The 23,014-nt window shown below is 76.5% G+C and carries 26 protein-coding genes; 18 read left to right on the forward strand and 8 right to left on the reverse strand.

Features of this window, described 5'->3' with window-relative positions:
* Window positions 1-2,403: a penicillin-binding protein gene (locus tag BJ983_RS23835; RefSeq protein ID WP_179796076.1), complete on the reverse strand. Its 2,403-nt coding sequence runs from the start codon at window positions 2,401-2,403 to the stop codon at window positions 1-3.
* Window positions 2,404-2,628: 225 nt separating this feature from the next.
* Here BJ983_RS23835 and BJ983_RS23840 point away from each other — a divergent pair, with 225 nt between their 5' ends.
* Window positions 2,629-2,967, forward strand: a complete 339-nt coding sequence (locus BJ983_RS23840) for a WhiB family transcriptional regulator (RefSeq protein WP_179796077.1) — start codon at window positions 2,629-2,631, stop codon at window positions 2,965-2,967.
* Window positions 2,968-2,981: 14 nt separating this feature from the next.
* Here BJ983_RS23840 and bagB read toward each other — a convergent pair whose 3' ends face one another.
* Together bagB and bagA are read right to left on the reverse strand one after the other, a co-directional pair.
* A complete protein-coding gene (gene bagB, locus BJ983_RS23845) occupies window positions 2,982-4,142 on the reverse strand; it encodes an ATPase BagB (RefSeq protein ID WP_179796078.1) in 1,161 nt (386 codons plus the stop codon).
* On the reverse strand, window positions 4,132-5,184 hold the full coding sequence (gene bagA / locus BJ983_RS23850; RefSeq protein WP_179796079.1) for an ATPase BagA: 1,053 nt from the start codon (window positions 5,182-5,184) through the stop codon (window positions 4,132-4,134). The genes bagB and bagA overlap by 11 nt, the downstream gene beginning before the upstream one ends.
* Window positions 5,185-5,363: 179 nt before the next feature.
* Here bagA and sp36 point away from each other — a divergent pair, with 179 nt between their 5' ends.
* Genes sp36 through BJ983_RS23875 form a run of 5 tightly spaced genes read left to right on the forward strand, consistent with a single transcriptional unit; the run spans window position 5,364 to window position 10,071 of the window.
* Entirely contained in the window at window positions 5,364-5,525 is a 162-nt protein-coding gene (gene sp36 / locus BJ983_RS23855) for a Sp36 family protein (RefSeq protein WP_179796080.1), read from the forward strand.
* A complete protein-coding gene (locus tag BJ983_RS23860; RefSeq protein WP_179796081.1) occupies window positions 5,522-5,980 on the forward strand; it encodes an Atu1372/SO_1960 family protein in 459 nt (152 codons plus the stop codon). Before sp36 ends, BJ983_RS23860 begins: the two co-directional genes overlap by 4 nt.
* Window positions 5,981-6,032: 52 nt before the next feature.
* Window positions 6,033-6,749: a hypothetical protein gene (locus BJ983_RS23865; protein ID WP_179796082.1), complete on the forward strand. Its 717-nt coding sequence runs from the start codon at window positions 6,033-6,035 to the stop codon at window positions 6,747-6,749.
* A complete protein-coding gene (locus BJ983_RS23870; protein WP_179796083.1) occupies window positions 6,742-9,252 on the forward strand; it encodes a hypothetical protein in 2,511 nt (836 codons plus the stop codon). The genes BJ983_RS23865 and BJ983_RS23870 overlap by 8 nt, the downstream gene beginning before the upstream one ends.
* Before the next feature lie 33 nt (window positions 9,253-9,285).
* Window positions 9,286-10,071, forward strand: coding sequence for an MBL fold metallo-hydrolase (locus BJ983_RS23875; protein ID WP_179796084.1), 786 nt, complete (start codon window positions 9,286-9,288; stop codon window positions 10,069-10,071).
* A gap of 60 nt (window positions 10,072-10,131) precedes the next feature.
* On the opposite strand, the gene BJ983_RS23880 is transcribed toward BJ983_RS23875, so the two are convergent.
* Both BJ983_RS23880 and BJ983_RS23885 read right to left on the reverse strand, forming a co-directional pair.
* Window positions 10,132-10,806 carry a cyclic nucleotide-binding domain-containing protein gene (locus tag BJ983_RS23880; RefSeq protein WP_179796085.1) on the reverse strand — a complete coding sequence of 225 codons (675 nt, stop codon included), beginning with the start codon at window positions 10,804-10,806 and terminating at the stop codon, window positions 10,132-10,134.
* A gap of 233 nt (window positions 10,807-11,039) precedes the next feature.
* Window positions 11,040-11,321, reverse strand: a complete 282-nt coding sequence (locus tag BJ983_RS23885; RefSeq protein WP_179796086.1) for a hypothetical protein — start codon at window positions 11,319-11,321, stop codon at window positions 11,040-11,042.
* A 114-nt stretch (window positions 11,322-11,435) separates the two neighbouring features.
* Here BJ983_RS23885 and nth point away from each other — a divergent pair, with 114 nt between their 5' ends.
* From nth to BJ983_RS23905, 4 genes are read left to right on the forward strand one after another with little or no spacing between them, the layout of a single operon-like run.
* On the forward strand, window positions 11,436-12,197 hold the full coding sequence (nth, locus tag BJ983_RS23890; protein ID WP_179796087.1) for an endonuclease III: 762 nt from the start codon (window positions 11,436-11,438) through the stop codon (window positions 12,195-12,197).
* Complete coding sequence (locus tag BJ983_RS32530; RefSeq protein WP_179796088.1) at window positions 12,194-12,823, forward strand: redoxin family protein; 630 nt, start codon at window positions 12,194-12,196, stop codon at window positions 12,821-12,823. Before nth ends, BJ983_RS32530 begins: the two co-directional genes overlap by 4 nt.
* A complete protein-coding gene (locus tag BJ983_RS23900; protein WP_179796089.1) occupies window positions 12,820-13,515 on the forward strand; it encodes an NUDIX domain-containing protein in 696 nt (231 codons plus the stop codon). Before BJ983_RS32530 ends, BJ983_RS23900 begins: the two co-directional genes overlap by 4 nt.
* Window positions 13,512-14,711 carry a MarP family serine protease gene (locus tag BJ983_RS23905; protein WP_179796090.1) on the forward strand — a complete coding sequence of 400 codons (1,200 nt, stop codon included), beginning with the start codon at window positions 13,512-13,514 and terminating at the stop codon, window positions 14,709-14,711. The genes BJ983_RS23900 and BJ983_RS23905 overlap by 4 nt, the downstream gene beginning before the upstream one ends.
* 39 nt (window positions 14,712-14,750) lie before the next feature.
* Here BJ983_RS23905 and BJ983_RS23910 read toward each other — a convergent pair whose 3' ends face one another.
* The 3 genes from BJ983_RS23910 to BJ983_RS23920 form a co-directional block, all read right to left on the reverse strand.
* A complete protein-coding gene (locus BJ983_RS23910; protein WP_179796091.1) occupies window positions 14,751-15,611 on the reverse strand; it encodes an alpha/beta fold hydrolase in 861 nt (286 codons plus the stop codon).
* 59 nt (window positions 15,612-15,670) lie between these two features.
* Window positions 15,671-16,135: a phage holin family protein gene (locus tag BJ983_RS23915; RefSeq protein WP_179796092.1), complete on the reverse strand. Its 465-nt coding sequence runs from the start codon at window positions 16,133-16,135 to the stop codon at window positions 15,671-15,673.
* A 164-nt stretch (window positions 16,136-16,299) separates the two neighbouring features.
* Entirely contained in the window at window positions 16,300-16,677 is a 378-nt protein-coding gene (locus BJ983_RS23920) for an aminoacyl-tRNA hydrolase (RefSeq protein ID WP_179796093.1), read from the reverse strand.
* 124 nt (window positions 16,678-16,801) lie between these two features.
* Here BJ983_RS23920 and BJ983_RS23925 point away from each other — a divergent pair, with 124 nt between their 5' ends.
* The 8 genes from BJ983_RS23925 (at window position 16,802) to BJ983_RS23960 (ending at window position 22,797) form a co-directional block, all read left to right on the forward strand.
* Entirely contained in the window at window positions 16,802-17,542 is a 741-nt protein-coding gene (locus tag BJ983_RS23925; protein ID WP_179796094.1) for an oxidoreductase, read from the forward strand.
* Window positions 17,543-17,650: 108 nt separating this feature from the next.
* The gene (gene ssd, locus BJ983_RS23930) at window positions 17,651-18,733 is read left to right on the forward strand and encodes a septum site-determining protein Ssd (protein WP_343054330.1); all 1,083 of its coding nucleotides are present in this window, start codon (window positions 17,651-17,653) and stop codon (window positions 18,731-18,733) included.
* 207 nt (window positions 18,734-18,940) lie between these two features.
* Complete coding sequence (locus BJ983_RS23935; protein WP_179796095.1) at window positions 18,941-20,260, forward strand: TadA family conjugal transfer-associated ATPase; 1,320 nt, start codon at window positions 18,941-18,943, stop codon at window positions 20,258-20,260.
* Complete coding sequence (locus tag BJ983_RS23940) at window positions 20,257-21,063, forward strand: type II secretion system F family protein (RefSeq protein ID WP_218890442.1); 807 nt, start codon at window positions 20,257-20,259, stop codon at window positions 21,061-21,063. The genes BJ983_RS23935 and BJ983_RS23940 overlap by 4 nt, the downstream gene beginning before the upstream one ends.
* Window positions 21,060-21,641 (forward strand): type II secretion system F family protein, encoded by a 582-nt coding sequence (locus tag BJ983_RS23945; protein WP_179796096.1) that lies wholly within the window; start codon window positions 21,060-21,062, stop codon window positions 21,639-21,641. The genes BJ983_RS23940 and BJ983_RS23945 overlap by 4 nt, the downstream gene beginning before the upstream one ends.
* A 42-nt stretch (window positions 21,642-21,683) precedes the next feature.
* Window positions 21,684-21,890: a DUF4244 domain-containing protein gene (locus BJ983_RS23950; protein ID WP_179796097.1), complete on the forward strand. Its 207-nt coding sequence runs from the start codon at window positions 21,684-21,686 to the stop codon at window positions 21,888-21,890.
* Between the two features lie 17 nt (window positions 21,891-21,907).
* Window positions 21,908-22,423: a TadE family type IV pilus minor pilin gene (locus BJ983_RS31160; protein ID WP_179796098.1), complete on the forward strand. Its 516-nt coding sequence runs from the start codon at window positions 21,908-21,910 to the stop codon at window positions 22,421-22,423.
* Window positions 22,420-22,797, forward strand: coding sequence for an Rv3654c family TadE-like protein (locus BJ983_RS23960; RefSeq protein ID WP_179796099.1), 378 nt, complete (start codon window positions 22,420-22,422; stop codon window positions 22,795-22,797). Before BJ983_RS31160 ends, BJ983_RS23960 begins: the two co-directional genes overlap by 4 nt.
* The last annotated feature ends 217 nt before the right edge of the window (window positions 22,798-23,014 follow it).

The raw sequence follows: 23,014 nt of genomic DNA on the forward strand, positions 1-23,014 counted from the left end.
TCAGCCGCCCGGTGCCGGGCCGATCGCCGGGGCCGCCACGGCACCGGGTGGCGGGGGCGGCGCGGACACGGTGCCGCTGGCGACCTGCAGCGTGATGGCCTGGTCGGGCAGCGCGGACCCGCGCGGGGACTGCCCGACCACGGTACCGGCGGGCGCCCGGTTCCCGACCGTGCTGCGCACGACGGTGAACCCGGCCTCGCGCAGCGTCTGCTCGGCCGCGTCCACCTGCTGGCCCGTGACCTCGGGGATCTGCTCGTTGGTGCCGCCCTGCACGTACCGCGGGTCGGTGGCGGGCAGCGGCTGCACCGGGGTGGCCGCGACGACGGGGTTCATCGCCTTGTACCAGGTCCGGGCCGGCGTCTTGCCGCCGAAGATGTTGCCGTCGGAGCAGGCGTAGGGCGGGGAGTCGCCGCCGCCGTCGCACAGCGGGCGCGGGGACGACGAGTCGTCGAACGTGATCACCGCGCCGGCGATGCCGGGGGTGAACCCGAGGAACGCGGCCGACTTGTTCTGCTGGGTGGTGCCGGTCTTGCCGGACATGGGCCGGGTCCAGCCGTTCTCCCCCGCGGCCGCGGCCGAGGTGCCGCCGGGCTGGTCGTCCTTGCTCATCCCGGTCATCAGGGTGTCGGCCAGCGTCGGCGGCACGACCTGCTCGCAGGGCTGCTCGGAGACCGGCACGGGCGCACCGGCGGGGTCGGTGATGCCGACGATCGGGGTCGGCGGGCACCACTTCCCGCGCGAGGCGAGGGTGGCGCCGACGTTGGAGAGCTCCAGCACGCTGGTCGGCGTGACGCCGAGGGTGAAGGACCCCTGGTTCTGCTCCTTGGCGATCTCGGCGATCGACTTGCCGCCGTTGCCCTGGGGCTCCGCGAGCGAGCGCATGCCGAGCTTGACCGCCATGTCCACCACCGGGGCCACCCCGGTGTACTCCATGAGCTTGACGAAGCCGGTGTTCGGCGACTGCGCGAGCGCGTCGGTCATCGACAGCACGGGGGCGTAGTTGCCCGCGTTCCGCACCGGGAACGGGTTGCCCTGGCCGTCGCGGTAGATCGGCGACGCGTACCCGTCCGGCGGGATCTGCATCTGGTAGTCGATGCCCAGACCCTTGTCGAGGGCGGTGGCGGCGGTGAAGACCTTGTACACCGACCCGGCGCCGAGGTTCACCGGTTCCCAGGGGAGCCCGTAGCTCGTCTCGAGCGCGGCGCCGTCGACGCCGAACACGCGGTTCGAGCCCATCGCGACGACCTCGTGGCGGTCCTGCCCCGGGGCGACGGACGCCATGACGTCGGCGACGTTGCGCTGCTGCGCCGGCACCTCGTTGCGCAGCGCCGCGGTCATGGCGGTGAGCGCGGGCCGGTCGAGGGTGGTGCGGATGGTGTAGCCGCCGCGGTTGAGCTGCTCGGCGGACAGGCCGGCCTGGTCGAGGTAGTCCACGACGTACTTGCAGAAGAACGCGGCGTCGCCGGCGCCGATGCAGCCGTTGGCGGGCGGGGCGGCGCTGCTGACGCCGAGCGGGCTCGCCGTGGCCTCCTGGGCCTGCTGCGGGGTGATCATCCCCTGCAGCCGCATCTGGTTGATGACCTCGTTGCGGCGGCCGGTGGCGGCCTGCGGGTGCGCGACCGGGTCGAACTGTGCGGTCGACTGCACCATGCCGGCGAGCATCGCGGCCTGGGCGATCGTCAGCCGGTCCGGCGTGGTGTTGAAGTAGGTGCGCGCCGCGGCGCCCACGCCGTAGGAGTTGTTCCCGAGGAACACGATGTTGAGGTAGCGCTGGAGGATCTCGTCCTTGGCCTGGCGCTTCGAGGTGCCCTCGGCGAGCTGGCGCTCGAGCTGCAGGGCGACCCGGACCTCGCGCAGCTTGCGGGCGTAGGTGGCCTCGGTGGCCTTCAGCCGCTCCGAGGCGCTCCGCGCGGTGACGTAGAGCTGGTAGTTCTTGATGTACTGCTGGGTCAGCGTCGAGGCGCCCTGCTGGGTGGAGCCGGCGGACTGGTTGGTCACCAGGGCCCGCAGCGTGCCGGTCCAGTCCACGCCGTCGTGCTCGTAGAACCGGCGGTCCTCGATCGCGACGATCGCGGCCCGCATCGTCGGGGAGATCTGCTCCAGCGGCGTGTTCTGCCGGTTCTGGTCGTACAGGTAGGCGATCGGGGCGCCCTGCCGGTCGGTGACCGTGGTGACGAGCGGGAGCTGACCCGCCGCGAGGTCCGACGAGGTGGCGCTGACGGTGTCGCTCGCGTCGTTCGAGATCAGCCCCAGGCCGCCCACCAGCGGGAACGTGACCCCGGCCAGGATCAGCCCCGCGACGAGACACAGTCCGAGCAGCCGTGCGACCGGGCGCGCCGCGAGCCCGCGACGACCGCCGCCCCGCTCGCCGTCACCCGTGTCGGTTTCCGTTCCCCCAGTCATCGTCGTCCAGGTTACTGGCCGACCGGTGTGGTTCGCGCTCGCCGCGTGCGATGGGCGCGGGGACGGTGTTCACACCGGAGATCCGGATTCGGCCTTTCTCGGGGGAACCGATCGCTCCTAGAGTGCGTCGGAGCCCATGAAGGGGCGGGCGCACGGCCGGCGGGGCCGCGCGCACCGGCGGTCGGGGGCCGCCGGGAGCCGTGGGCCGTACGAGGGCGGGATGACGTGGACGACGAGGCGGGCACGAGGAACTGGCGGCGCGACGCACGCTGCCGCCACGAGGACCCGGACACCCTGTTCGTGCAGGGCGCCCAGCAGCGCGACGTGCGGGAGGTGTGCCGGGCCTGCCCGGTCCGCACCGAGTGCCTCGCGCACGCCCTGGACAACCGGATCAAGTTCGGGGTCTGGGGCGGGATGACCGAGCGGGAGCGCCGCGCGCTGCTCAAGCGCCGCCCCGACGTCGTCTCCTGGTCGGCGCTGCTCGAGGCCGCCCGCCGGGCGGCCCTGCGGCCGGCGGAGCCGGAGCCCCGTCCGGCCGAGGGGCCCACGCGCCGGGTGGGCTGACGCGGGACCCGACGTCAGGAGCCGAGCAGCTCCCCGATGGCGCGCAGCCCGTCGAGGTCGTGGACGTCGGTCGCCATGGCGGGCACGTCCACGATCGGCACCGTCGGGTGCGCGCGGGTGAAGCGGGCGAGCACGCGGCGCTCGCGCTCCGCGGTCTCCACCCGGTCGGCGTGCAGGCGCAGCACCGCGGCGGTCGTCGCGTCGCCGCGGGCGGCCTCGAGGGCCTCGGCGCCCTCCCGGGCGAGCGCGCCGGACAGCGTGGCGCGCACCGGGTGGGTCCGGTTCAGCACCATCCCGGCCAGCGGCATGCGCTCGGTGCCGAGCCGCTCGACGAAGTACGAGGCCTCGCGCAGCGCGTCCGGCTCGGGTGCCGCGACCACGACGAACGCGGTCCCCGGGGCGCGCAGCAGCTGGTAGGTGGCGTTGGCCCGCTCCTGGAACCCGCCGAAGAGCGTGTCGAAGGCCTGCACGAAGGCGGAGGCGTCGGCGAGCATCTGCCCGCCGAGGATCGTCGAGACGGCCTTGGCGAACAGGTTGAAGGTGGAGCCCACGATCTTGCGCAGCGCGCTGCCGCCGGCCCGGGCGGGCGCCGAGAGCAGGCGGATCATCCGGCCGTCGAGGAACGACGACAGGCGCTGCGGAGCGTCGAGGAAGTCCAGCGCGGACCGCGACGGCGGGGTGTCGACGATGATGAGATCCCAGCGTCCGGTCGCCGCGAGCTGCCCCAGCTTCTCCATCGCCATGTACTCCTGCGTCCCGGAGAACGACGAGGAGATGGTCTGGTAGAAGGGGTTGTCGAAGATCGCCTGCGCGCGGTCCGGCGTGGTGTGCCCGGAGACCATCTCGTCGAAGGTCCGGCGCATGTCGAGCATCATCGCCTGCAGCTCGCCGCCCCCGGCGGGGTCGGCACCGGGCACCACGCGGGGCTCGTTGTCGAGCTCCTCGAGGCCCATCGACTGGGCCAGCCGCTTCGCGGGGTCGATGGTGAGCACCACGACGCGCCGGCCCCGTCCGGCCGCGCGCAGGGCGAGGGCGGCGGCCGTCGTCGTCTTGCCCACGCCGCCCGAGCCGCAGCAGACGAGCACGCGGGTCGCGCGGTCGTCGACGAGCGCGTCGAGGTCGAGGTGCTGCGGTCGGCGACCACGGCCGGCGTCCGGGACGGTCTCAGCGGTCATGGCGCACCCCCTGCTCACGCAGCAGTTCCGCGAGCTCGTAGAGCCCGCCCAGGTCGACGCCGTCGGCGAGCTCGGGGAGCTCGATCTGCGGCATGCCCGCGGCGTCGAGCCGCGACCGGACCCCGGCCTCGACGGCGAGCCGCTCGGTGTGCTCGTCGACCTCGGTGAGCAGCCCGCCCACCTCGTCGTCCTTGAGGAACAGGCCCGCGGCCTCGAGGCCGGCCCGCAGCCCGCCCTCGTCGACCCGGCCGGACACCGGCAGCCGCGCCGGGCGCACCCGGTTCACCATGATCGCGCCCGGGGGGAGAGTGGCCTCGGCGAGCTCGTCGACGGTGTCCAGCGTCTCCTGGACCGGCAGGTCCTCGAGCTGGGAGACCACGTGCACGACGGTCTGCGGGGAGTGCAGGAGCTCGACCACGCCCTCGCTCTGGGTGCGGATCGGCCCGGTGCGGGCGAGCGTCCCCATCGCCTTCGTGACGTCGAGGAACTTCACCACCCGGCCGGTGGGCGGCGCGTCGAGGATGACGGCGTCGTAGAGCGGGCGGCGCGGCCCGCGGGAGCGCCGGTCGTCGCCGACCGTGCGCCCGACGCACTCCTTGACCTTCCCGGTGAGCAGTACGTCGCGCAGACCGGGCGCGAGCGTCGTCGCGAACTCGACCGCGCCCATGCGGCGCAGGGTCCGGCCGGCGAGCCCGAGGTTGTAGAACATCTCGAGGTACTCGAGCAGGGCCTCCTCGGCGTCGACCGCGAGCCCGCGGACCTCGCCGCCGTCCGGGGCCACCGCGATCCGCTGCTCGGCGTAGGGCAGGGGCGGGGTGTCGAAGAGCTGGGCGATCCCCTGCCGGCCCTCGACCTCCACGAGCAACGTCCGGCCACCGCCGGCGGCGAGGGCGAGGGCGAGGGCGGCCGCGAGGGTCGACTTGCCCGTGCCGCCCTTCCCGGTCACCACGTGCAGGCGCGCCCCGGCGAGGGCGTCCGGCCATCGCTCGACGCCGGCCTCGTCGAAGAGGCCGACCCCTCCGGACTGCCGCTGGTTGCTCACGGCGACCAGCGTAGGACCGTGCCCCACGGGACGCGGGCCCCGGCCGGAGGGGCTCGGTCACACCGCCTGCGACCGATGATCACGGTGCGTGCCCGTGTCGTCCCCGCCGGTGTGACGACACGTGGGCCGATTCGGGGCGCGGCCGGGAGTGTCGGGGTGGACATCTACCCTCGGCGTCCATGAGTGCCCAGACGTGGGAGTACGCCACCGTCCCCCTGCTGACCCACGCGACGAAGCAGATCCTCGACCAGTGGGGGTCCGACGGCTGGGAGCTCGTCACCGTGCTCCCGGGCCCGACGGGCGAGCAGCACGTCGCCTACCTCAAGCGTCCGCTGTCGTGACGAGCCCGACGGCGCGGCTCGCCCAGCTCGGCGTGGAGCTGCCGCCGGTCGCTCCGCCGAAGGGCGTCTACGTGCCCGCGAAGCGCGTCGGGGCCCAGGTGTGGACCTCCGGCCAGCTGCCGCTGGTCGGCGGCGAGCTCCCGGCGACCGGCCTCGTCGGCGCGGACGTGTCCGTGGACGACGCGGCGGCCTACGCGCGGATCGCCGCCCTCAACGCGCTGGCGGCGATCGACGCGCTCGTCGGCCTCGACGCGGTCGCCTCGGTGGCCAAGATCGTGGGCTTCGTGGCGTCCGCGCCCGGGTTCGGCGGCCAGCCCCAGGTGGTGAACGGCGCGTCGGAACTGATGGGCCAGGTGTTCGGCCCGGCGGGCGAGCACGCCCGCTCGGCGATCGGGGTGGCGGCGCTGCCGCTGAACGCCCCCGTCGAGGTTGAGGTCGTCGTCGACCTCGCGTGAGCTGCGTAGGACGAGTGCCGCGGACCCACCGTGGCGGACAGGGGTGACGGACGTGGCGAGCACGGGCCCGGACACGGCGGACGCGACGGGCACGGCCGTGGCCGGCGGTGGCCCGGCCGGGGCCCGCGCGTGCCACGACCTGCTGGTCGCCCTCGCCGGGCGCGTGCCCGACCGCGCGCTGTGGCGCCTGCGGGACTGGCTCGCCGCCGGGGCCGACGCCGCCCTGCGCACCGCCGTCCCGCGCACGCTCCTGCGCCACCGCATCGGCGTCACCGACACCGAGCGCGAGTTGCTCCGGGAGGCCGTGACGGCCTGGCGCGGATCGGCCCGCCTGGTCGACGCCGTGCTGCACGCCGACACCGCGCCGGAGGCCGGCACGGCCTTCGCCGAGCCCGGCGCCGCGCCGTGGGACACCGCCGATCTCGTGCTGCGCGCGGTGGTCCCGGCCGCGGGCGACGTCGGAGAGGTCCGCCGGGCGTGGCGCGCGGGCGGCTCCCGCGTGGTGCTCGTCAGCGCCGCCGGGGACCTCGCCGCCCTGACCGGCATCGTCCAGCGGGCCCTGCGCGCGCAGGGCGACGCCGCCCCCCGCGTCGAGGTCATCGGCGCGGGCACGCTCACCACCGGCTACCACCGTGCGGCGCTCGCCGCGTCGGACGTCCTCTGGCGGGCCGGTGCCCCCGCGACGGCCGGCGCCCCCGACCACGCACGACTGCCGGACCCGCGTCGCGGCGTCCCGTCGTCACCCCCGGAGCTGGTGCGCCATGGCTGAGGCCGGAGTCCCGCATCCCGACGGGCCGCGGCCGGAGCCGCGGACGCCCGACGGGTCCGACCGGGCCGCCCGGGCCCGCAGCGGCCGTGACCCGGTGGCGCTCGCGGCGTGGCGCCGGGTCGCCGAGCAGCGGCGCCGGTCGGCGGGGACGGACGACGTCGAGCCCGAGCCCGTCGAGCCCGTCGTCGGGACCGGGCCGGTGGTCGAGGCCGCGGTGCCGGCCCGGCTCGACGTCCCGGAGCCCGCCCTGCCGTCCCGGACGGGTCCGCCCGACGGCGTCCCCGTCGTCCGGGACCCGGCGGGCGACGCCCCCCGCGAGCCCCTCGCGGGCCGCCCCGTCGACGTGGCCGCGTCGCCCGGGGTCCGTCCCGACGACGGTCCGCCCGCGCCGGGCCGCCTCCACGAGGTCCTCCTCGGGCTCGCCGGTCGGATCGACGACGACGCCCTGACCGCCGTGCGCGAGATGGTCGCGGCCGAGGACGACGCGGAGGCCGCGGAGCTCCTCGGTGGCTGCCTGCTCGCCGACGAGGTGGGGCTGAGCGCCGACGAGCGCGGCGTCCTCGCCCCCTGGTTCGCCACCGCGCGCGTCGACCCCGACCTGCTGAGCGGCCTCCCCGTCGACCCCGACGCCCTCCGGCGCTCGGGGCACCGCTTCGTCCCGACGACGACCGGGGCGACGCCCGCCGCCACGCTCGCCCGGGCGGCCCGGCGGCTGTCCGGGGTGCTCTCGGTGCGCGAGAGCTGGCGCGTCACCCCGGCCGGCGCCGCACCCGGCCCGGTCCCGCACCGGGTGGTCCTCGTGGAGACCGCCGACCCCGACGACTGCGACCACGTCGTGCACCACCTCGCGCACGCCGCCCGCGGGCTGGGCGGGACCTCGGTCGAGGTGTTCGCCGCAGGGGTCGCGCTGCCCGCCTACCACCGGGACGCCCTGGCCGCGGCCCGCCCGTTGAGCGCCGACCCGCTGCCGACGCGCGGCCAGGAGGTCGCGCGGGAGGACGTCCTGCGCCAGGAGGTCGCGCGGGAGGACGTCGCGCGGGAGGACGTCGCGCGGGAGGAGGTCGTCCGGGAGGACGGTGAGACCTGGCGGACGGTCGCCGACGCCGGCGCCGCCCGGATGGCGCCGCCGCAGGCTCCCGACCGGCGTGCTCCCGTCGAGAGCCCGGCCCCCGAGCCCGTCGCTGCGGTGGAGCCGGACGTGGAGCCGGACGTGGAGCCGGAGGTCGAGCCGGTGGCGGACACCGACCGCGAGGTCGTCGAGCCGACCGGGCCCGAGGCCACCGCGGCGCCCACCTCCATCGACGACGACCTGTCCCTCACCGCGCGGCGGATCGCGGCCCTGTGGGCCCGTCCGGTCCCCGAGGACTTCTCCGCGCCCCTGCCGCCGGAGTCGCTCGAGCGGACGCGGCTCGAGCCGCCGGGCGATCCCGACGTCGGGTCGGTGCCGGACGGCCCCCCGGCGGCGCTCGACCGCGTCGACGAGGACGAGCTGGGGGATCTCGAGGACGTCGACGAGCCCGAGGACCTCCCCGAGGAGACCGGCACGATCGTCGACGGTCCGATCGGCCGGCACGGCCGAGGGCCGGCGGTCGACCCGGGCACGGACGCCTTCCCCGCCCGTCCGCCGCGTCCCACCCCGTACGTCAACGGTCACCACCTGGGCGAGCAGCCGAGCGGCGGGGCCGACACGCCGCACGACGTCGACGAGGTCGACCCCGGCGAGCCGACGCCGCCCGAGGGCACGGCCGTCGATCCCGCGGACGCCACGGCCCAGGTGCAGCGCGCCCGGCACAGCCGGGGCCGGGGCGAGGAGCCCGAGACGCCCGCGCGCTCCGGGCACGACGCCCGCTTCGGGGCCGGCCCGGGCCCGGCCTGGCCGGGGGCGCCCGTCACGGGCGACCGGCCGGGTCCCGACACGCTGTTCACCTCCCCGGTCGAGATCGGCGAGGAGCCGGTGACGCTGGGGACGAACGGCCACCGTCACGACGCGGCGCCCGCGGTCCCGGCCGAGCCCGTGGACCCGCCGACCGGCCCCGTGTCCTGGTCCTCGGCGCCCCGGCCCGGGCCGGGCGCCCCGGTCGACGACGCGTCCGGTCCGCGCCCGGTCGGCGACGTCGCCCCGCCGTGGGCGGCAGCCGACGGGTCCGCGTGGCCGCAGGAGCAGCCCGGCTGGCCGCCCGCCCCCGCGCCGGTGCCGCCCGCCTACCGGCCGCCGCAGGAGCAGCCGGTCGCGCCGCCGGAGACCACCGGTGGCTGGTCGCCCGACACGGACGACTCCGTCGCGCAGCTGTCCGACCGGGAGCGCGAGCTCCTGGCGCGGCTGCACGAGGAGCTCGCGCAGCGGGAGCGGGCCGAGGGGGCGGACCCGTTCGCGGGCCCGTCCGGCCGCCCGCAGCCGCCCCGCCCGACCGGACCGCCGCCGGAGCGGCGCAACGGCCAGGGCCCGCCCCCCGGCCGCACGAACGGTCACGGACTGCCCGGGGGACCCGACCCGGCGTCCTGAGCCCCGCCGCGCCGCGGCCTCTAGGGTCGCGACGTGTCCGACACGCATCCGGCGTACGAGGTCCTGCGTCCCGTCACCACGGCGGCGGGGGTGGTCCTCGCCGACAACCCGTCCGGCATGACGTTGGACGGCACGAACAGCTGGGTGCTCCGCGCCCCCGGGAACCGGGGCTGCGTGGTGGTCGACCCCGGGCCGGACGAGCCGCGCCACCTCGAGCGGCTCCGCGAGCACGGGCCGGTCGAACTGGTGCTGCTCACCCACCACCACCTCGACCACTCCGAGGCGGCCCGGACGTTCGCCGACCTCACGGGCGCGCCGGTCCGCGCGCTCGACCCGACGTTGTGCCTCGGGGCCGAGGGGCTGGGCGCCGGGGAGGCCGTCGGGGCGGCGGGCCTGGACATCCGGGTGCTGGCGACGCCGGGACACACCACCGACTCGCTGTGCTTCGTCGTCGACGGCGACGGGTCCGTGCTGACCGGCGACACGGTGCTCGGCCGCGGGACGACGGTGCTGGGCGACCACCACGGGGCGCTCGGCGACTACCTGCGCTCCCTGGACCGGCTCGCCGCGCTGCCCCCGGGCACCAGGCTGCTGCCCGGCCACGGGCCCGACCTGCCGGACGCCCCGCAGACCGCCCGCGACTACCTCGCCCACCGCGAGCAGCGCCTGAACCAGGTCCGGGCGGCCCTGGAGCAGCTGCCGGGCGACCCGGAGCCGCGGCAGGTCGTCGAGATCGTCTACGCGGACGTCGACGAGTCGCTGTGGCCGGCGGCCGACATGTCAGTCGCCGCGCAGCTCGAGTACCTGCGGTCGGAGTAGCCCCGGAACGCACGAACGGCACCCCCGCCATCGCGGGGGTGCCGTCCGGGTCGGGACGTCCTAGCGGGCGCGCCGGGCCAGGCGGTCGGGCTCGAGGATGAGGACGCTCTTGCCCTCCAGACGCAGCCACCCGCGGGCGGCGAAGTCGGCGAGGGCCTTGTTGACCGTCTCGCGCGAGGCACCGACGAGCTGGGCGATCTCCTCCTGCGTGAGGTCGTGCGTCACGCGGAGCAGGCCGGCCTCCTGGGACCCGAAGCGCTGCGCGAGCTGCAGCAGCGCCTTCGCGACCCGGCCGGGGACGTCGGTGAAGATGAGGTCCGCGAGGAGGTTGTTCGTGCGACGCAGCCGACGGGCGACGACCCGCAGCAGCTGCTCGGCGATCTCGGGCCGCTGCCCGATCCACTCCTTCAGCGCGGTGCGGTCCATCGAGTAGGCCCGGACGTCGGTGACGCACGTGGCGGTCGACGTGCGCGGACCCGGGTCGAAGATGGACAGCTCGCCGAACATGTCGGACGGGCCGAAGATCGACAGCAGGTTCTCCCGGCCGTCCGGCGAGCGGCGGCCGATCTTGACCTTGCCGCTCTGCACGATGAACAGCCGGTCCCCGGGCTCGCCCTCGTTGAAGATGACGGTGCCCCGCGGGAACTCGACGCGATCGAGCGACTCCGTCAACACCTCGATGGCGGCCGGATCCACTCCCTGGAAGATCCCTGCCCGCGCCAGTACCTCGTCCACCGTCGTCCGCTCCTCGCCGACTCTTGAGACCCCCACGGGCCCGGGCATCCTGCACCTCGGGACTCCGCTGTGTCACCAGTCACGTCTGCCGCAAGTCTAATCGCGTGCACCGTCATGATCACGCCGCACACGGCCGACGATCCCCGGATCTAGCCTTGTTCCGTCGTCGTGCGCGAGCGATGCCCCCCGAATGGACGACCCTACTCGCCGATCATGACGCCGCTGGGTGAGCGTCAGACGCCGCTGGTGCTCCGGCCGGACGTGCCGGACGTCCGCCCGCCGCGGCGGGAGGGTCCACCGCGCTTCCCGAGGTTGCGCAGGCGGAACAGCGTGAGCGCGCCGCCGATGCCCTGCCGGAAGAGGGCCTTCACCTCGTCCGGCCGGGCGCGCTCGAGGAAGTCCTCGACCTCGTCCTCACGGACGGTGCCCGAGCGCAGTCTCGTCTCCAGGCGCTCCATGCCCAGGGCGAAGACCATGATGAGCAGGGGGATGAGGATCGCGATCCAGGCGGTCATGGTGAGAGGCATCGTCCCGCACCGGCGCCCGGGAGCGGGCACCGGGGGTGCCCGGCGTGTCGCGGGGTGCTCCCGGGACGCCACGGTGTCGGGGGACTTCTCTACCCTGGTCGAATGACCTCGGGTGCCACCCCTGCTGCGACGAAGCCGGGCGAGACGCACCTCGGGCTGGTGCGCCGCGCGCGCCGCATGCACCGCGCGCTCGCGTCCGCCCACGTCGACGCGCACTGCGAGCTCGACTTCACCTCCCCGCTCGAGCTCCTGGTCGCCACCGTCCTCTCGGCGCAGACCACCGACGTCACGGTCAACCGGGTCACGCCCGCGCTCTTCGCCCGGTACCCCGACGCGCCGGCCTACGCGGGCGCCGACCGCACGGAGATGGAGGAGATCCTCCGTCCCACCGGCTTCTACCGGGCCAAGACGAACTCCGTCATCACGCTGGGCCAGGCGCTGGTCGAGAAGTACGGGGGCGAGGTCCCGGGCCGCCTGGCCGACCTGGTGACGCTGCCCGGCGTCGGGCGCAAGACGGCCAACGTCGTGCTCGGCAACGCCTTCGGCGTCCCGGGGATCACCGTGGACACGCACTTCGGCCGGCTCACCCGTCGGTGGGCCTGGACCGCCTCGGAGGATCCGGTGCAGGTGGAGAAGGAGGTGGGCGAGCTCATCGAGCGCAAGGACTGGACGATGCTGTCCCACCGCGTGATCTTCCACGGCCGCCGCGTCTGCCACGCCAAGAAGCCCGCCTGCGGGGCGTGCTCGATCGCGAAGGACTGCCCGTCGGCCGGGATCGGCGAGAACGACCCGGTCAAGGCGGCCAAGCTCGTCAAGGGGCCGGAGGCCGACCACCTCCTGGCCCTCGTCGGTCTCGAGCGGTGACGCGCACCGAGGTCGGCTCGACCCTGCTCGTCCTCATCCTCGTCGTCGTGGGCGTCATCGCCCTCTGGCCGCGTGACTCCGCCTCCGGTCCCGACGCCGGGTCGGTGCCGACGAGCAGCGCGGTCGCTGCCGACCCGCAGGCGCTGGCCGACGCGCGGACCCGCGCCGGGCTCGCGGAGTGCCCCGCTCCCGCCGGTCGGCCGTCGGCCGGGCCGCCGCTGGCCGGGCTGACCCTGGAGTGCCTCGGGGCGCCCGGGGCGGTCGACCTGGCCGCAGCGCTGCCGGGCCGGGTGACGCTGGTGAACCTCTGGGCGTCCTGGTGCGGGCCGTGCCGCCAGGAGATCCCGGCGATCGCCGCCTACGCCGCACAGCCCGGTGCGGCCGCGGTGCTCGGCGTGGACGTGGCCGACGACGCCACCGACGCGCTGGCGCTGATGTCGGCCCTCGGTGCGCGCTACCCCTCGGTGTCCGACCCCGACCAGGTCGTCGCGCGGCGCCTCGGGGCGGCCCCGGTGCTCCCCGCCAGCCTCGTCGTCCGGGCCGACGGCACCGTCGTGCCGCTGCCCCCGGAGGTCTTCAGCACGCCCGAGCAGGTCCGGGCCGCGGTGGCGGGGGCCGCCGCGTGAGCGGGCTGCTGCGGCCCGCGGAGGCCCCCGACTGGCTGGCCGGCCTCGTCGCGGCCTGCGCCCGGGTGTCGCCGGACGACGTGCCCTTCCGCCGCCGACCGGGCGGGAACGGGCGCGAGGCGGCCGTCGTGCTGCTCTTCGGCGACGACGACGCCGCGGGCCCGGACATCGTGCTCACCGAGCGTGCGGCCGACATGCGCTCGCACGCCGGGCAGGCGGCCTTCCCCGGCGGCGGCCTCGAGCCGGCCGACGGCACCGGCCTCGACGGGCTCGTGACGGCGGGCCTGCGTGAGACCGAGGAGGAGATCGGCGCCGACCCCGCCGGGATCGTCCCGCTGACCACGCTGCCGCCCCTGACGATCCCGGTGTCGGGGTTCGCGGTGACCCCGGTGCTCGCGCACTGGGCGGCGCCCGTGCCGATCGGCGTCGTCGACCCGGCCGAGACCGCCGCCGTCGTCCGGGTCCCGCTCGCGGAGCTGACCGACCCGGCCCGGCGCTTCACCGTGACCTCGCCGGGCGGCTACCAGGGTCCTGCTTTCACGGTGCGGGGACTGCTCGTGTGGGGGTTCACCGCCGGCGTGCTCTCCTGGGTGCTCGACCTCGCGGGGTGGACCGTCCCGTGGGAGCACGGCGACGTACGGGATCTCGGCGAGGCGTGGGCCCGTCGGCACGAGGGAGAAGCGATCCGATGAGCTGGGTCGACATCGTCGTCGTGCTGCTCGCCGTCGCCGCGGCCATCTCCGGCTGGCGGCACGGTCTCGCGGTGGCCGCCCTGTCCTTCCTGGGGGTCATCGGCGGCGCGCTGCTCGGCCTCAAGCTGGCACCCCTGATCGTCGGGCTGTTCGAGAGCGACACCAGCCGGGTCGTGGTCAGCGTGCTCATCGTGATCGCGCTGGTCGCCCTCGGCGAGACGCTCGGGGTCTACCTCGGACGCGCGGTGCGGGACCGGATGCGGCTGGGCGCCGTGCGCACCGTGGACTCGGGCTTCGGGGCCGTGCTCCAGGCCCTCACGGCGCTCGTCGTCGCCTGGCTCATCGCGCTGCCGCTGGCGTCCTCGTCGAACGTCGCACTGTCGTCGGCCCTGAAGAACTCCGCCGTGCTCTCGACGGTCGACTCGGTGATGCCCGATCCGCTGCGCGCCCTGCCGAACGAGCTGCGGGCGATGTTCGACGCGTCCGGGTTCCCCGACGTGCTCTCGCCGTTCTCCCCGACGCCGGGCACCGCCGAGGTGGCGCCCCCCGACCAGGGCCTCGTGCGCGACCCGGTGGTCCAGCGCGCCCGGGCCAGCGTGCTGAAGATCCGCGGTCGGGCGCCGTCGTGCTCGCGGGCCCTGGAGGGCACCGGCTTCGTCATCGGCAACGAGCGCGTGATGACGAACGCACACGTCGTCGCCGGCACCAACGAGGTCTCGGTCGAGGTGCCGCGGTCGGGCGGCGGGGCGGACACCGAGACCGCGCGGGTCGTCTACTACGACCCGGAGGTCGACGTCGCCGTCCTCGCCGTGCCGGGGCTCGAGGCGCGGTCGCTGCCGATCCAGTACGCGGGCGCCGACACGGGCGACAACGCGGTGGCGCTGGGCTACCCGCTCGACGGGCCGTTCTCGTCGAGCCCCGCGAAGATCCGCCAGCGCATCCAGCTCCGCGGCCCGGACATCTACGACTCCCAGACCGTCACCCGCGACGTCTACACGATCCGCGGCACCGTGAAGTCCGGGAACTCGGGCGGGCCGCTGATCAACCCGCAGGGCCAGGTGATCGGCGTGGTGTTCGGTGCGGCGGTGGACCAGGGCGACACGGGCTTCGTGCTCACGTCCGACCAGGTGCGGGCCGCGCTCGACGCCGCGCAGGGCTCGACGGCGCGGGTGTCGACGGGCTCATGTGCTAGCTAGCCTGTGAGCACCCTTCCGTGTCAGAGCACGGAGAAGTACTCACAGGCGCCGGAGGAGCACCTCGCCGACGTGGCGCGGGGCCTCCTGGTGCGGGAAGTGCCCGGCACCGGGGACGGTGACGAGCTCGTGCTCCGGCGCCCAGCCCGCCGAGGCCCGCACCACGTCCTCGGGCACCCACGGGTCCAGCGCGCCGCGCAGGTGCAGCACCGGCACCTCGACGGGCCGGTCCAGCGCCGCCGCGAACCGGGACCCGTCCGGCCGGCCCTGGGACCGCACGGCCCAGCGGAAGTACTCCAGCGAGCAGTGCGAGGTGCGGGGCGTCAGCAGGGCCTCGGCGTGGCGGGCGACGACCCCGGCGAACTCGGGGCTCGCGGACCAGCCCGCAGCCGCACCCGCCGTCAGGAAGGCTCCGGCGGCCGCGCCGTGGTCGCGGCGCAGGGACCGCTCGGGGAGGCGCGGGAGCTGGAAGAAGGCGACGTCGCGCAGGGCCCGGGTCCAGCGCCAGGGCCGGCGGCGCACGGCGCGGCGCAGCGCCAGCGGGTGCGGGGTCGCGACGACGGCGAGGCGTGCGACGACGCGTGGGTGGAGCGTGGCGAGGGTCCAGGCGACCGCGCCGCCCCAGCCCGCGCCGACGACGGTCGCGCGGCGGGCGCCGAGGGCCGGGACGAGCCCGGCGACGTCACCGGCGAGGGTCCACAGGTCGTAGCCGCGCGGTGGCCGGTCCGACCCGCAGTAGCCCCGCAGGTCGACGGCCACCGCACGGTGCCCGGCCGCGCCGAGCGCGGTCAGCTGGTGGCGCCAGGACCACCAGAACTCCGGGAACCCGTGCAGCAGCAGGACCGGCTCGCCGGAGGCGGGCCCGCACTCGGCGACGTGCAGCCGGATCCCGTTGGCGGACACCTCGCGGTGCCGCCACGGCCCGGCGAGCGCCGCCGGGTCCTCGGGTCGGTGCGGCCGGCTCAGCGTCGCTCGGCGACGGCCGACGTCGAGGGGGACGCGTCGGAGCGGCCGCGGCGCAGCGCCTCGACGGACTCCTTGGCCGTCTCGATCGTGCGCTCCGGCGCCTTGATCTTGCGGACCTTGAGGTAGCCGAGGAACCCGGCGATCCCGGCGATGACCAGCATCAGCACGAAGGTGACCGCGAAGCCAGCCCAGCGCTGGGACGGCCAGATGAGGTTGAAGGCCTCGGCGACGGCGAAGAAGAAGAACCAGAAGCTGAACAGGGCGACGACCGCGGCGACGACGAAGAAGACGCTGCCCAGCACACCCTTCTTCACCTCACCGGTGATCTCCTGCTTGGCGAGTTCGACCTCCGCACGCACCAGCGTGGAGACGTGCGTGGTCACCTCCTTCACCAGCGCGCCGACGGAGGCGTCGCCGTTCTGGCGCGCCGGTTCGGCGTGGAGCGGGATGGAGGGCACCACGGGCGGGCCTCCGGGGGACGACGGCGAGGTCACAGGCCCTCCTGGCGGGTCGGGTCGAGCGGGGGCACATCGTGCCACGACCGCGACGGACGCGACCGGTGACACGACAGCACGGCCCGTGTCTTCCCGATCATCACGGCGTCCAGTCCTGCAGTTGACGTCGGTTACTCGGACGGGGCGCGCCGCGACGCCTTGCGGTCGCTGCGCCGGCGCTTGTCCTCCAGACGACGGAGCTTCGCGCCCCGACTGGGACGACGGGCCTTGCGCGACGGCGGGTCGGGCTGCCGGGCGCGCTCGATCCGCTCCACGGCCCGCGCCAGGGCGGCCTCGCGGTTGCGCAGCTGCGACCGGTGCTCCGACGCCGTCACGTGCAGCACGGGCCCCAGGCGCTCGACGAGCCGCTCGGGGTCCGGGAGCGCCGTGAGGTCGACGACGAGCTCCACGCGCGAGTCGGTGGTGTTCACGCCCTGCCCGCCGGGCCCCGAGGACCGGGAGAACCGCCAGGTCAGGGCACGCTCGGGCAGCAGCTCGGTGCTGTCCATGCCTCCAGTGTGCTCGCTGTGTCGAGGCGTTAACCCCCTCACGTGGCGGCGGAGCGTCGTTGCTGTCATCCAGTGGCAGGAACGCCACATCGTCGATCCGCTCCTGCCTGGGACGATGGAGCCCATGACCGCCCCGACCACCGACCCGCTCGCGCCGCTGCTCGACCTGCCCGGTGTCGCCGAGGGCGCCGAGTCGATCCGCCGGCACGTCGAGGCCGTCCACGCCCACCGCACCAACCGCCGCGGCTGGCCGACGACCGCCGCCGAGGCGAGCACCCGCGCCGCCCGGGCGTCCGCGGCCCTGGACGGCGGGTCGGCCGACCTGCCCACCGACGGCCCGGTGACCGACCCGGTCCTCGCCGGAGCGCTCCGCGTCGCCGAGGCGCTCGGCGGGCTGCTACCCACGTGGCGCCGGGCGCCGCTGCAGGCCCTCGCGAGGCTGCACGTCCTCGCCGCGACGGATCGCGTCTCGGAGTCCGACCTCGGGCGGCCCCGCCCCGGCGCCTGGGTCTCGGCGCGGCTCGACGCGCTCGCCGGTCTCGTCGTCGGCGGCACCTCCGTGCCGGGCCCGGTGCTCGTCGGCGTCGTGCACGGCGAGCTGTTGGCGCTGGCACCGTTCCTCGTCGCGAACGGCGTCGTGGCGCGAGCCGCCGCGCGGCTCACCGCCATCTCGACGGGGCTCGACCCCAAGGGGCTCGTCATCCCGGAGGTCGGCCACCTGCGGGCGTCGGGCGAGTACTCGGCGGCGGCGCAGGACTTCGCGAGCGGCACCCACGAGGGTCTCGCCCGCTGGTTCGCCCACGAGGTGACCGCCTGGCGCACCGGGGCCAAGGAGGCCACCGGCATCGCGGACGCCGCGGGTTAGACCGTCCGGCCCCGCTGCCGGTCCCCACCGGCAGCACGGGGTGCGGTTGTCCCCAGCCCGGGCCGCGCCCGTACCCGTCGTCGGGATGGTCGCCGCACGCTGCGGGACGTGGACGGACGACGAGTGATCCTGCTGTGCGACGACGAGGACCTGGCCGACGAGGCGGTGCGGGTCGCCGCGGCCGCGGGGGCCGAACTGGAACGGGTGCCGGACGCGGTGGCGCTGCGCCGCCGCTGGACGGGCGCGGCGATGGTGCTGCTGGACGAGGGCGGGGCGGACGCGGTCGGGGCCTCCTCGGCGCGGCCGGGACGTCGCGACGGGGTGATCGTGCTCTGCCGGGGAGAACCGCCGGGCACGGTGTGGGAGCGGGCGGTGGCCGTCGGGGCCGAGCACGTGGTCTCGCTCCCCGAGGGGGAGGACTGGCTGGTCACGTCGCTCTCCGACGCCGCGGGAGGGCTTCCCGACGGCGGGCCCGGGCGGGTCGTGTGCGTCATCGGCGGCCGGGGCGGGGCGGGCGCGTCGGTCCTCGCGGCGGCCGTCGCGGTGCGGGCGCGGGAGGACGGCGCGCGGGTCCTCCTGGTCGACTGCGACCCGCTGGGCGGCGGACTGGACCTCGTGGTCGGGGCGGAGCAGGTCGACGGGCTGCGCTGGCCGGGGCTGGCCCTCGGCGGCGGGCGGGTGGCGGCCTCGTCGTTGCACGAGGCGCTGCCGCGCGCCGGTGGGCCGCTGACGGTGCTCTCCTGCGACCGGCACGGACCGGGGCCGGCGCCCGACGCCGCCGTCGCGGTGGTCGAGGCGGGGCGGCGGGCCGGCGACACCGTGGTGTGCGACCTCCCGCGGCACCTCACCGACGCGGCCGCGGCAGTCCTCGCGGTGGCCGACCTGACGGTGCTGGTGGTGCCCGCCGAGGTCCGGGCCACGGCCGCTGCCGCCCGGGTCGCGCGCACGGTCGCCGAGCACGGAGCGGCGGTCGGCGTCGTCGTGCGGGGCCCGTCGCCGGGCGGGCTCGCCGGGGAGGACGTGGCGGCCGCGCTCGGCCTGGAGGTCCTGGCGTCGGTGGAGGCCGAGCCCGGGCTGGCGGCCGCGATGGACCACGGCACCGTGCCCGGGGTACGCCGCGGCCCGTTGGCCGAGGCGGCGGCCGCGGTGCTCGACGCGCTGGACGCGACGGGTGCGTCGCTGGCGGCCTGATCGACGGTGTCCGACGACCCGGCTCCTCCTGGGGGAGCCGGGTCGTCGTCGTGCGCGCCCGTCGTGGCGTCCGGAGCAGCGGGTTGTCCCCACCGGCAGCCGTGGTGCGGGTTGTCCACAGGGCGCGGGCCGGGATTCGCCGCGAGTGACCGTGCTCGGGCAGCGTCGTCGGTGTCGATCACCAAGCGGGGTGGGGGAGGTGCGGGGATGTCGGACGGTGCGGTGCCGGACCTGGTGGAACGGGTGCGGACGCGGCTCGCGACGGCGGGTGGCGAGGCGGGGGTGGCGGAGCTCGCCGCGGCGGTGCGGGCCGAGGCGCGCGGGGTGGTGGGGGACGCCGACGTCCTCGCGGCGGTGCGGACCCTCCAGCGGGAGTTCGTCGGCGCGGGTCCGCTGGAGCCGTTCCTGCGCGACCCGGCGGTGTCCGACGTGCTGGTCACCGCGCCGGACACGGTGTGGGTCGACCGCGGCGCCGGATTGGAGCGGGCGCGGGTCACGTTCGCCGACGAGGACGCGGTGCGGCGCCTGGCGCAGCGGCTCGCGGCCGCGGCCGGGCGGCGGCTGGACGACGCGAGTCCCTACGTCGACGCGCGGCTGCCCGGCAGCGGGGTGCGGCTGCACGCGGTCCTGCCGCCGGTGGCCGCCGACGGGACGTGCGTGTCGCTGCGGGTGCTCCGGCCGGCCCGGCACGACCTCGACGCCCTGCAGGCGGGCGGCACGGTCGACGCGACGGGGCGGGCGCTGCTGGAGGCGGTGGTCGCCGCGCGGCTGGCGTTCCTCGTCGTCGGCGGCACCGGGTCGGGCAAGACGACGGTGCTCTCGGCGCTGCTCGCCCGGGTGCCCGCCGCCGAGCGGATCGTGATCGTCGAGGACGCCGAGGAGCTGCGGCCGGCGCACCCCCACGTGGTGCGGCTCGTCTCCCGGCCCGCCAACGTCGAGGGCGCGGGGACGGTGCTGCTGCGCGACCTCGTCCGGCAGGCGCTGCGGATGCGCCCCGACCGGCTCGTCGTCGGCGAGGTCCGCGGCGCCGAGGTCTGCGAGCTGCTCGCCGCGCTCAACACCGGGCACGACGGCGGGGCGGGCACCGTCCACGCCAACTCCCCGCGCGAGGTCCCGGCCCGGCTCGAGGCCCTCGCCGCGCTGGGCGGCATGACGCCCTCGGCCCTGCGCAGCCAGATGGCGGCCGCGGTGCAGGCCGTGCTGCACGTCCGGCGCGTCGCCGACGGGCGGCGGGTCCTCGAGGCGGTCGGGGTGCTGCGCCGGACCGACGGCGACACGGTGACCGTCGTCCCCGCCTGGGGTCGCGAGGACGGATGGGCGGTCGGGCGGGCCGACCTGGGGTCGATGTTGGCCGACCGCGGCGTCGCAGCCCCGTGGTCGGGCACCTTGTCGCGAGCCGTCGGTGCCGAAACGGTCCCCGCACCCGCCGTCGGTCCGACTCTCGGCGCGGGCCCCGACCGGGCGGTCGTCGCACCGTCGCCGCGCCTGCACCACGGGGTCGCGAGCCTGCGCCCGGTGTCGGCATGAGCGCGACCGTGGCCCTCCTGCTCGGCGGCGCCGCGCTGCTCGTCTGGCCTGCGTCCCCCGCGGCGACCCGGGTCCGGGCCCTGCGCACGGACGTGGCGTCGAGCGGGGGCCTCCGTCGGCCGCCGCCCGTCGTGCTCGCCGTGGCCGTACTCGGCCTCGTGGTCCTCGTGGCGGGCCCCGGAGGCGGTGTCGCGGCCCTCGTGGTCGGCGGGGTGCTGTGGCGGGCCCGCAGCGCCCGTCGTCGGGACCGGTCGCGGCGCGATGCGGTCGACGGGCTCGCCGAGGGCCTCGCCGGGTTCGCCGCCGAGCTGCGCGCCGGTCACCCCCCGGCCGCCGCGGCCGGCGCCGCCGCGCGGGACGCCCACGAGGTGTGCGCGCGCTCGCTGGCGCTCGTCGAGGCGACCGCACGGCTCGGGGGCGACGTCCCGACGGCCCTGCGCGAGTTCGCGGTCGGGGAGGCCCTGGTCGGGGTCCACGTGCGGCGCCTCGCGGACGCGTGGTCCCTCGCGGACCGGCACGGCATCGGGCTGGCCGGGCTGGCGGAGGCGGTCGCGGAGGACCTCCGCGCCCGGGTCCGCTTCGAGGGGCGACTCGGAGCCCAGCTCGCCGGTCCGCGGACGACCGCGGCCGTCCTCGCGGGACTGCCCGTCGTCGGGTTGCTGCTCGGACAGCTGCTCGGCGCCCGGCCCTGGGCGGTGCTGACCGGCTCGGCGCTCGGGCAGGGGCTGCTCGTCGTCGGCGCGGTCCTCGTGGCCGTGGGACTGGAGTGGAGCGCCCACCTCACCGCGCGGGTCGTCCGGTGACCGCCCTCGTGCTCGCGGTACTGCTCCTCGCCGCCGCCCTGCTGGTCACGCCCGGGCCGGTCGACGCGGCGCTCCGGCTCGCGGCCCTCGACCGCGTGGCCCCGCCCCGTCGGGAGCGGCGGCGAGCGGAGCCCCGGGATCCGTGGCGGGAGGCGGGCGGCTGGGACGAGCTCGCCGCCTGCCTGCGCGCTGGACTGTCCCTCGACCTGGCGGTGCGCGCGGTCGCCGAGTCCGCCCCGTCGGCGACGGCGCGGGCCCTCACCCGCGTCGCCGACCTCGTCGCCCTCGGCGCCGACCCGGGCGCGGCCTGGGCGCCCGCCCTGGAGGAGCCGTCGACCGCGCGCCTCGCCCGGGCCGCCCGCCGGTCGGCCCGCAGCGGCGCGGCGGTGGCCGACGTGGCGGCGGCGGTCGCGGTCGACGTGCGCGCCGAGGCCGCCGAGGCGGTCGCCGCACGCGCCGAGCGGGCGGGCGTCCTCGTGGCCGGACCGCTCGGGCTGTGCTTCCTGCCGGCCTTCCTGGCACTGGGGATCGCCCCGGTCGTCATCGGGCTGGCGAGCCCGCTCCTGGAGCGGACGTGACGACCGGTGCCCACCCGGGGCCCGGGACGGAAGGAGAACACGATGGAACCCACGACGACGGTCGCGCTGCTGACGGCGCGGTGCACGGCGGTGATGCGGTCGGACGACGGGATGTCGACGGTCGAGTACGCCGTCGGTCTCGTGGCCGCGGCGGCGTTCGCCGGGCTGTTGATCGTCATCATCAACGGCGCGGGCGTCCTCGACGCCCTGACCGGACTCATCGAACGGGCCCTCGCCCCCGCAGGGTGATCGACGACGACCGGGGCATGGCGACCGTCGAGGCGGCGATCGCGCTGGGGGCGCTGGTCCTGGTGTTCGTGGTGGTGCTCGCGGGGCTCGGTGCGGTGGTCGCGCGCATCCGATGCGTGGACGCGGCCGGGGAGGCCGCCCGACGGGCCGCGCGGGACGACGGCGTCGGTGCCGGGGAGCTCGCGGCCGGGCTCCCGCCGGGTGCCGAGGTCACGGTGGCGGTCGAGGGCGACACGGTGCGGGTGCGGGTGGCCCTGCCACCGCTCGGCGGGGCGCTGCGCGGCCTGCACGTCACGGCCGAGGCGGTGGCGGCCCGGGAGCCCTCGGCGGCCGGTCCGACGGGCGTCCCCGACGGTTCGCCGTCCGACGGGGCGAGCCCCGGTTCGCCCGGCTCGGAGCGGTCCGACCCGGAGCCGTCCGACCCGGAGCCGCGCAGCCCGGAGCCGCCCGCCCCGCCCACCCCCGGCCCGGCGGGCGAGCCCGAGCCGGCCCGGCTCCCGCCGGCCGCGGTCCCCGAGGAGCTGCCGCCGTGAGGGGCGCCGTCCGGGTGGCGATGGCCGACGACCGGGGCGCGGCGACGGTCGTGGCCGCCGCGATGATCGGTGTGCTCGTCCTGCTGCTCGCCACCGTGCTCGTCCTCGGGTCGGTGGTCGCCACCCGGCACCGCGCGGCGGTCGCGGCCGACCTCGCCGCCCTCGGCGGGGCGGCGGAGGGCGTGCGGGGACGACAGGCGGGGTGCGATCGCGCGGAGGACCTCGCGCGGCGCAACGGCGGCGAACTGCGGGCGTGCGCGTGGCAGGGCTGGGATCTGGAGGTCGTCGTGGCCTCGACCTGCGGATGTCTCCCCATCGGTGACACGGCCACCGTCCGCGCCCGGGCGGGCCCTGTGGTGAACATCATGCGGTGAATCGCCGGAGCCCCGGTGACGGATCGTCATCGAACCGTGTCCTACGGGGACGAGCGGGCCGGTGCCCCCGTCGAGCGGCGACACGGATGGTGCAGCCGGGACGAGTGGTACGCCGAGCGCCCACCGAATGCGCGTTCGCCCGCTCGACGGTGCCAGGACGGGCACTCGGCGTTCCGGCGGGTCCGATGGGCGACGACGGGTGGAAATCAGGCCGGAA

This window comes from Actinomycetospora corticicola (genome assembly GCF_013409505.1).
Classification (GTDB): domain Bacteria; phylum Actinomycetota; class Actinomycetes; order Mycobacteriales; family Pseudonocardiaceae; genus Actinomycetospora; species Actinomycetospora corticicola.